10 protein-coding genes are annotated in these 7,753 nt (G+C 58.3%); 3 read left to right on the top strand and 7 right to left on the bottom strand.

The window, feature by feature from the left end; all coding sequences use genetic code 11:
• A partial coding sequence (locus tag BG61_RS44650) for a GDCCVxC domain-containing (seleno)protein (protein ID WP_277620882.1) occupies nucleotides 1–157 on the bottom strand: 157 nt, incomplete at its 3' end.
• 489 nt (nucleotides 158–646) lie between these two features.
• On the opposite strand from BG61_RS44650, the gene BG61_RS22705 reads away from it, so the two are divergent.
• The 3 genes from BG61_RS22705 to BG61_RS44075 all read left to right on the top strand — a co-directional run bounded on the left by BG61_RS22705 (nucleotide 647) and on the right by BG61_RS44075 (nucleotide 2,227).
• Nucleotides 647–1,033, top strand: coding sequence for a thioredoxin family protein (locus tag BG61_RS22705; protein WP_035927808.1), 387 nt, complete (start codon nucleotides 647–649; stop codon nucleotides 1,031–1,033).
• Nucleotides 1,033–1,761: a cytochrome c biogenesis CcdA family protein gene (locus BG61_RS22700; protein WP_051672719.1), complete on the top strand. Its 729-nt coding sequence runs from the start codon at nucleotides 1,033–1,035 to the stop codon at nucleotides 1,759–1,761. Before BG61_RS22705 ends, BG61_RS22700 begins: the two co-directional genes overlap by 1 nt.
• Nucleotides 1,762–1,975: 214 nt before the next feature.
• On the top strand, nucleotides 1,976–2,227 hold the full coding sequence (locus BG61_RS44075; RefSeq protein WP_075584208.1) for a hypothetical protein: 252 nt from the start codon (nucleotides 1,976–1,978) through the stop codon (nucleotides 2,225–2,227).
• Nucleotides 2,228–2,365: 138 nt separating this feature from the next.
• On the opposite strand, the gene BG61_RS22695 is transcribed toward BG61_RS44075, so the two are convergent.
• From BG61_RS22695 to BG61_RS42090, 6 genes are all read right to left on the bottom strand, one after another.
• A complete protein-coding gene (locus BG61_RS22695; protein WP_035927804.1) occupies nucleotides 2,366–3,445 on the bottom strand; it encodes an ArsO family NAD(P)H-dependent flavin-containing monooxygenase in 1,080 nt (359 codons plus the stop codon).
• 495 nt (nucleotides 3,446–3,940) lie between these two features.
• Nucleotides 3,941–4,267 carry a hypothetical protein gene (locus tag BG61_RS22690; RefSeq protein ID WP_035927802.1) on the bottom strand — a complete coding sequence of 109 codons (327 nt, stop codon included), beginning with the start codon at nucleotides 4,265–4,267 and terminating at the stop codon, nucleotides 3,941–3,943.
• A complete protein-coding gene (locus tag BG61_RS22685) occupies nucleotides 4,264–5,232 on the bottom strand; it encodes a hypothetical protein (RefSeq protein WP_232256014.1) in 969 nt (322 codons plus the stop codon). Before BG61_RS22685 ends, BG61_RS22690 begins: the two co-directional genes overlap by 4 nt.
• A gap of 1,185 nt (nucleotides 5,233–6,417) precedes the next feature.
• A complete protein-coding gene (locus tag BG61_RS44070) occupies nucleotides 6,418–6,813 on the bottom strand; it encodes a DUF6088 family protein (RefSeq protein WP_232256013.1) in 396 nt (131 codons plus the stop codon).
• Between the two features lie 48 nt (nucleotides 6,814–6,861).
• The gene (locus tag BG61_RS22665) at nucleotides 6,862–7,323 is read right to left on the bottom strand and encodes a hypothetical protein (protein WP_035927788.1); all 462 of its coding nucleotides are present in this window, start codon (nucleotides 7,321–7,323) and stop codon (nucleotides 6,862–6,864) included.
• A gap of 229 nt (nucleotides 7,324–7,552) precedes the next feature.
• Entirely contained in the window at nucleotides 7,553–7,741 is a 189-nt protein-coding gene (locus BG61_RS42090) for a hypothetical protein (protein ID WP_129572064.1), read from the bottom strand.
• Between the last annotated feature and the right edge of the window lie 12 nt (nucleotides 7,742–7,753).

Raw genomic sequence — 7,753 nt, 5'->3', positions numbered from 1 at the left:
AGCAGTACACGCAGCAATCTCCGGGTTCCGGCCAAAGCAATGCTTTGCAATGCTCGCATTCGTAAAACCATGCGCAGGCATCGACGGGCATCGTCTCGTCTTTTCTATGCCCGCACGCAGGGCACGTGATGGTGGAATTCAACTCGACTGCGCTCATCGCTGCACCTGCTTAACGTGGGACAGATAGGGAAGCGGGATGCCTGAAAGTCACGTAACGACCCAAATACCAACCGCCGTAATGAGGACAACCGCCCAGGGCGGCTGGCGCCACCACGTCAGCAGAAGGAGCGCGAGTACTGCGATGCACAAATCAGTACCGCTATGCGCCGCGCTCGTCCAAGCCGGGTCGTAAAGCGCTGCAAGCAGGATACCAACGACTGCCGCGTTGATGCCAGCCACGCCCTACGCATCGGCGCGAACGTGCGGAGTTTTCCCCACAGCGGCAACGCTGCTCCGACGAGCAAAAAGGATGGCAGGAAGCACACATCCCCGCCGACACAGCCGAGACAAAGATGGCCAGTGTGACGTGTATCGCAGTCAGCAGGGCAACCCTGAGCCTTGCTGGTTCCGGTAACTCAGTAGATGCAATCATTTCGTCTCTTGAACGTCTAACAATAAGGCTGCACTTATCACGGGGTCGACCTCAATGCTGAATGTTGTGTGCAAATATCTGCTCGCTTCGAGCCTGTTACTGACCATCGGTAGCGCCTTCGCCGGCGAACAGGCGTTCAACCAGGCCCAGTTTGACAGCCTGAACGCCAACGGGAAGCCAAACATCGTCTACTTCCATGCGACCTGGTGCCCCACCTGCAAGGTCCAGCAACCCATTGTGGCCCGCCTGGCAGCGAGCCCGGAAATGAAAGACGTGACCATTTTCGTGGCCGACTACGATAAGGAAGTCGCCCTGAAGCGGGCGCTGAAAGTGACCCAGCAGTCGACCTTCGTCGTGTTCAAGGGCGGCCACGAGGTCGCGCGCTCAACGGGGCAGACCCGTGAGCAGGACATCAGGAACACGTTTGCCAAAGCCCTGTAATGGATTTCACTCCGAGTACGTACGCGCTCGGGTTGCTGGCGGGAGCCCTGACGACGCTCTCGCCGTGCGTGCTCGCCCTAATTCCCATACTCGTTGCGTCGGCGTTGGCAGCACATCGGTTGGGGGTTGTTGCACTCGCCGCAGGATTGGGTGTGTCCTTCTCGGTCATCGGCATTTTTGTAGCGACCGTCGGTGTGTCGTTGGGACTGGATAACGACGTGTTCCGTCGCGTGGCGGCCGTGTTAATGATTCTCTTTGGGCTTGCGATGTTTTCCCAACGGCTGCAGGCCGCTTTCAATCGCGCGGCTGCTGGAATAGGTGGTCCTAGCCAGCATTGGTTGAACAGCATAAGGGGCGACACCTTGTCTGGCCAGTTCGCGGTCGGACTGCTTCTCGGAGCCGTCTGGAGTCCGTGTGTCGGCCCGACACTGGGCGCGGCAACCGCGCTCGCCGCTCAGGGCAAGAATCTCGGAAATATTGCATTGCTGATGGGCATCTTCGGCATTGGGGCCAGCCTTCCGCTGGCGATAGTCGGCTCCCTTTCGCAAGCCTCGATATTGAGGCTTCGACGTCGACTCGGCACTGCGGGAACCGTTGGAAAAACGGTTCTCGGAACGGTGTTCATCGCCTTCGGCCTGCTCGTGCTCACGGGGCTGGACAAGACGCTGGAAACGGCACTTCTTTCTGCAAGCCCGGCGTGGCTGACGGCTTTCACAACATCCCTTTGAGCAGCACCAGATTCGAATTTCGATGGTCCGCGCACGAAGCGGACTTCACCTTCGCCCGTCCACCTCTGCAATAGTCTGAAGCCCATTCAATCCGTAATTTTCGGTTGCAGAACTCACCAACGCGTGGTCAACAATGCGGACGTCAGCGACGTTTAGGAGATGAACGGCGAGAAACCGTCCCATCACCCGAACGCGAAACCTGCTGGAGCCGAACATGAAAAACACTAACGAGCAGTCCCTGCGCTGGCAGGTCGAAAAGTGGCTCGCGCCGGCTCCCGCGACTCCGGTTCATGTGACCAGGTTCAGTCGCACCGGACGGGGCGGGCGTCGCTATGTATGCGTCGAGACCTCGTCACCAGCCGGAGTTCGCACATTGTTTTTCTTCAGACACGATGACGGCAGTTGGTCCGTCTTCCCGCCCAGTGCCGACAGGCGGAAGTTCACCGCAAAACGTCCCGTCGCGTAGAGGGGGCCGCCAGCTTCAAGAGTCGCCGCTATACATAAGACTGCGGCCGGCGCTTGCCGGCCATGATTGTCCTTTCTGAGTTGACGGCTACTTCATCGGCATGTCGCCGCGCTGGTGTTGACGTCCAAGACATTCACATTAGAGAGGGGATAGATATTGGTTAATCTGTGCCGCTGCGGACCTTGCACTTCTCATTACACCGATGAGCGTCGCCGATGCGAAGCCGCACCATTCGCCGTATCCAACCAGCCAGAGCCTCGGCTCCAGTACCGCGCGGCCATCGACGACGTCAACTCGCCCTGCGTCGTTAAGGACGTGCAGCAGACGTAGATGCTCGAGTGCCGGACGGAAACCAGTACACCAGATAACGGCATCGACGTGCGCGTGGGTGCCGTCTTGCCATACGACGCCATCCACCGTGAAATGCGAGAACGGACGCACGGAATGCAGCACTCCTCGTTCGCGCGCTTCTCGTACGGGCGGCACCATCACAACGTCGCCCAGGCCTCCACTAGGCGCGGGGTCCGGGCGCCCTTCGGAGCGAGCTTTCCATCGTTCGGTCGCACGCTCGAAGAGAACACGTCCGTCGACATCGTCCGACAGGAAAGTGGGCTGTTCCAACGTAACCCAGCTTGTGTGACAAACCTGGGACAGTTCGGCGAGTATTTGTGCCCCGGAGTTGCCCCCGCCGACAACCAATACGTCCTTTCCGTGGAACGTATCCGGATTGCGGTAATGCGCTGAGTGCAACTGCTCGCCCTCGAAGCTGCCTTGTCCTGGATAGTCGGGAATGTAGGGACGGCCCCACGTGCCGGTGGCGCTGACGACCGCCTTCGCAAGCCATTCGCCCCGGTCCGTTGAAATAAGCAGCCCGGACTCGAGACGCGATGTCGAGGTCACCTCCAGAGGGCGAAGGACGGGAATCTCGTAGCGCTTCTCGTATTCTGTGAGATAGCGGATAACGTGGTCGCGCGATGGATATTGCTCTGACGTCGTGGGCATCGGCCAGCCAGGAAGCGAGCTCCACTGTGCTGGCGAGAAGAGGTGAAGCGAGTCCCAAGTGTGCTGCCATGCGCCGCCAGGAGCTGGCTGGTCGTCAAGCACAACGTAGCCGATTCCAGCACGGCGCAGAAAATAGGCGACGGCAAGCGCGGATTGACCACCGCCAACAATGGCAACATCGATTCGATTGACTGTCGATGTGTTGCTGTCTTTCATAGAGGTTTAACCAAGTGATACTTCGATAGTACCCGATAGGTGGTTCTACCGAACACGCGACAGGAAGTCGAGGAAATCATCCTTAGAGTCGCCACATTTGCCGGAGGACGACCGCGGCCGCGCGACGATTGACGGTCAACTTCGGGCGCCAACGGTCGGGACGGATGAGCTTCGCCGGACGCTGCCACGGAAGGTCCGAGAACATCGGCTACGCTGAATTGGAGGCATCAGGTTCACCTTGCCTCCATGGGAAGGTGAATACTGGAATCTACCGCATCCATAGAAGCAATGGGTGCCGATAGTTTCAGTCGATACCCGACCACGTGATTGCTCACATCACGTTTAGCATCGCCGCGACTTCTGCGACGCTCAGGGCCTTGTCCATGTATTTTTTCGCATAGGAACAGTGGGCGAACCGGCGTGGTGAACGCCTGTCGCCTCGGTGCAGCGCCTCACAGGGGCCGATGCGCGCTCAAGCCGTTGCGCCGTTGGTTGCTACCAGTCCAACAATGTCCGCAGCCGTTCCATCAGCCAGTCCGTTTCCACAACGCTAATCCAGCCTTTGACTTCTATTGCACGCCTTATTCGCTGCAACGTGACCTCGCAGGAATGCTGCGGATACTTTGCTGCGTCCTTTCGAGCCTTTGCGACGAGCTGCTGCGCGAGGTCTTCACATACGTCCCATCGCTCGTAGCGTTCATCGTCGGTCTGGCCGGCAACAAACTTGCCTTCAATCAGACGCCCTGCTAGCTTGGGCTGGGCGCCAGATAGCGACGCCGGCGTCACGTCTCGAGGGAAGTCGTCGGGTACACGCGGGTTCATTTAAGGTGGGCGATGACTCGCTTAGCTAGGTCAATCAAATTCTTTTGCTTGAGGGCCGGAAAGGTCTGTGACCTTGGCGTCGCACCGGGCGCAGCAACAAGGCGGATACGGATATCTTCGCCGTCCACTACGATTTGCATGCAAGCCTCTGGCGTCGGCGCGGCATCTCCAGCTGTTTCTCGCTCAACAAAGAGGGTGAATTTTCGAACGTCTGAATACGGCCCCAACGGCCATTGGTATCCGTGAACTTTAAGCGCCTCCGACGCACGCTCCCACAACCGTCTGCGCGGGTCAATTTCCGCACTCGCTGTGTACAACGGCGGGACGTCGCTTGGCTCCGTCTCGTGCGTTCCCTCATACAGTTTCACTGTAGTGCGCGACCATTCTGCAGCCCACGCCGCTGCTACTTGCCGTAGCGTTTTGAAATCATCGTCATCGTCGAGCATGTCGAGCGGCCCGCGGTCACCCAAACTACCTCGTGGCGACGACAGAAAGTCAATTCGACACCATGGTGGAGCAGGAACAATGATTCGGCAGGTTGCCCGCAGCCGCCGCAGGTTGTGCGCACGGTTTGCCAGCACGGCAGGAATGAAGAGAGCTCCGTCCACTTCAACACTAAACAGACTGCCATCGCCGAGCAACTGCTCAAGTCGCTTCTCAGTCACGCCGATTCGCCGCCTGAACTCAGTGGGTGGCAGCAGCTCTCCATTTGCAATCATTCCACGACGGCCGTCGAACGCTTGCTGCCAGAGGTGCTCGCGCAAGATGTCGCCGCCAACATCCTCTCCGGCCTCAAGGTAAGCGTCGTGAACGATTTGTTCAATGCGAGCAATCACATCGTCAGGGAGCTGCTGAAACATGCTGCGGTCATTCGCCGGTAGCCGGAACTTGTTTGCAGCGATATTGCGGACAAGACGTGCAGCGATAAACTGCGGCAGGTCGTATTCCGAGTCGATGCGGCGCATCGCGATGTCCCAACCGCTGTTAGCCATATCGCGCCCGGGCAGCGGTCGACAAAATAACGACCCGCTCTGACCAACTCTGGTCTGTCGCCGCGTTCCATCCCAGACTAAGCCCATGGCTCGAAGGATAATGAATGTGCAATATCTCGCCGCTTACCGACATCTGCCGCTCGCAGGTCCACGTCTCGTTCATCGGAGTGGCAACACAAACTTCCTCTGCTTCGCTGGCGTCAGCGTAAAGGGCTAGCCGCAACAGCAAAGCATCTTGGTCTACGCTTCCCAGGCGGGTGATTAGGTCCCTCACTTTCATGGCTTGTATCTCCATTCGCGTCAAATCAGCGTGGCCGTTCAACTCCCCTTCTGTCTGCTGGAAAATCGTCCCGTAGCATGTGCGACGATGGCTGCACTCAACGGAATCACAAGTATCAGCCAGTTCTCGTGAAACGTCTGTAAGTGCAAGCTCGTCATGAAGCAGCCCTGAAAATCGCACGAGTTATCGAGACGACGTCGTCGCCAACGGAGAAGCGAACAGGTTCAAAATGAAGGCACGAATGCGTGCTTCGAACTTCTGAGCGCGCCACGTTCTGCTCGCACATAACGTCAACGCGATATGTGGCCAACACATGAGTATCGGCAGTTGGTTCCGATTCTGTCTCGAAGACGAAAATCGTAAAGCGATTTGAGACTGGGTACGGGCCGCGCGGAGACGGAAAAGTAAGTGCGTCTAGAGCGCGCTGCCACGTTGAGCCGCCGGACTCGATGGATGTTGCCTCGCATGCAACAAGCAGGCTATCGCCTTTGCAGTCGCCGAGGTACACCGTTACATCTGTCTGGAGGCTTATCACCGCACTCCCTGACGACGCTGGCGTTGGAGTTCCGCGGGCAATCCGTTCAGCGCCCGACTGTCGGGCACCCACGCAGCCGTTAGGATGTACATGAGCGCCTGACACTGTTTCGCTGACGCGCCATCCGACGCGCTAAGCAGCGCGGCAGCAAAAGCTTTCGAAAGAAGCGCCCGTATGCGTCTCTGGGAGCGATGCTTATCGCTTTGGCCTAAGACCTTTCGATGCTGCTGCCAGTTGGTCAGCAACAAACGCCTGAACTCCTTCGCCACGCCGGACAGCGCATATTCGAGGATGTGTGCGACCTCGCCAGCGTGCCTGTCCGGCCCGCGTCCGCTAGGCTTCATCATTCGTCCTTGCCTCCGGCTCGCTCATAAATGACTCGCTTGCTCCCAACCTGGATTTTCCGGGTGATGCGACGTCGCCCTGTGGTCACGACTGGCATCATAGGTATCTGGGTAGACCGGCCGGAGTTATATTCTCCAGCTAGCACTCCGGGACCGACCGTGATTCCAATCTTCGCAAAAGCTTCCGCAGCTATCGACTCGAAAGCGGCAGCAGGCATGAGGGTGCCAGTGAACTTGTTCAACTTGGTCTTCGCGTAGATGCCATGCCCGACTCGTACCAGTTTCCTTGCGGCAACAAGCGTAGCAAGGACCCGTGTGAGTTGTGAGCGACCCCCTAGCTTCGTCAGCTCTGACCGCAGAATCACGACCCCGGGTCGACGTTTGATTGTGCTCATGACCCGGTCTTCAAGTCGGAGTTTCTTCTTTGCCCTCGTGCTCATCCGTTAAACGAATCCGATGCAGCGGAGCGTTGCGTCATAGCTTCGGTTCGCCAAGTCGCAAACATCAAGCACCGGAACTGCTGGCACAAACGGCGAACCGCTCTGTGACCAGTGGAGCAGCAAGTCGACCGTTACGCTGTCGCTGCCCGACAGCTTTAACGCTGGGAGCGCGGCGTCAAGAATGTCAAAGCTTGGGTGTACGAGCGTGTCTACCGGCGCCCCAGTGGACGCCGCCACTTCCAGGCAGCAGAAGTAGATGCATTCGAAGCCGAGACGTATGCGAGCATGGAGCGAAAGGTTCACGTTGCCGGCGTCGTGCAGCAGAGCCTTACATGTGAGCACGCGGGGCCGGATGCTATCAAGTGACTGGCCGCGGGTTTCCGCGACGCAGCCTATGGAAGGTTCCAGTGCGGTAGTACCGGTCTCGGCTCTCTCACCGATGGTGACCTCTGGTTTCAAGTTCATGATGCTGAGCCGTTGTGTTCGCTTTCGTCGTCCCGCGTCGACTGCTCGATTTCCCCGCAGACCGCGTTTGAGAGCCATTCGCAGGTTACGTCGGTCCAGCTCTCGACACTGTTCTTCGTACACCACTGCCGCCAGACCGCATCCGCAGCCACTGACACTGCGCTCGGTCCTTCGAGCTTGTAGACATTCCCGGAGCGTGTAGTGCCATGCAGAAAATCGCGGTCGAACATTACGATTTCAGAGCTAACGCGACCGCGCCCATGCGTTGTCCGGCATCCAACAAAGTGGCAGGTGCCGGCACTTGTCTGCAAAATGCGCCAATCAAACAGTTCGATTTCTTGCCGAGGCATGAGAGTGGTTGTTCAATCAGCGGCGATGCTGTTTTCAGCAATCCAAAGCCGGAGCTTCTCTTGCGCATCCCGAGCACCGA

This window comes from Caballeronia glathei (genome assembly GCF_000698595.1).
GTDB lineage: Bacteria > Pseudomonadota > Gammaproteobacteria > Burkholderiales > Burkholderiaceae > Caballeronia > Caballeronia glathei.
Note: the sequence above shows the minus strand (reverse complement) of the source record. Positions and strands in the feature narration are given on the sequence as shown.

Excerpts from the sequence above, each read along its gene's own strand:
- BG61_RS22705 (WP_035927808.1), top strand. The coding sequence starts at position 647 with ATGCTGAATGTTGTGTGCAAATATCTGCTCGCTTCGAGCCTGTTACTG.
- BG61_RS22700 (WP_051672719.1), top strand. The coding sequence starts at position 1,033 with ATGGATTTCACTCCGAGTACGTACGCGCTCGGGTTGCTGGCGGGAGCC.
- BG61_RS44075 (WP_075584208.1), top strand. The coding sequence starts at position 1,976 with ATGAAAAACACTAACGAGCAGTCCCTGCGCTGGCAGGTCGAAAAGTGG.
- BG61_RS22695 (WP_035927804.1), bottom strand. The coding sequence starts at position 3,445 with ATGAAAGACAGCAACACATCGACAGTCAATCGAATCGATGTTGCCATT.
- BG61_RS22690 (WP_035927802.1), bottom strand. The coding sequence starts at position 4,267 with ATGAACCCGCGTGTACCCGACGACTTCCCTCGAGACGTGACGCCGGCG.
- BG61_RS22685 (WP_232256014.1), bottom strand. The coding sequence starts at position 5,232 with ATGCGCCGCATCGACTCGGAATACGACCTGCCGCAGTTTATCGCTGCA.
- BG61_RS44070 (WP_232256013.1), bottom strand. The coding sequence starts at position 6,813 with ATGAGCACAATCAAACGTCGACCCGGGGTCGTGATTCTGCGGTCAGAG.
- BG61_RS22665 (WP_035927788.1), bottom strand. The coding sequence starts at position 7,323 with ATGAACTTGAAACCAGAGGTCACCATCGGTGAGAGAGCCGAGACCGGT.
- BG61_RS42090 (WP_129572064.1), bottom strand. The coding sequence starts at position 7,741 with ATGCGCAAGAGAAGCTCCGGCTTTGGATTGCTGAAAACAGCATCGCCG.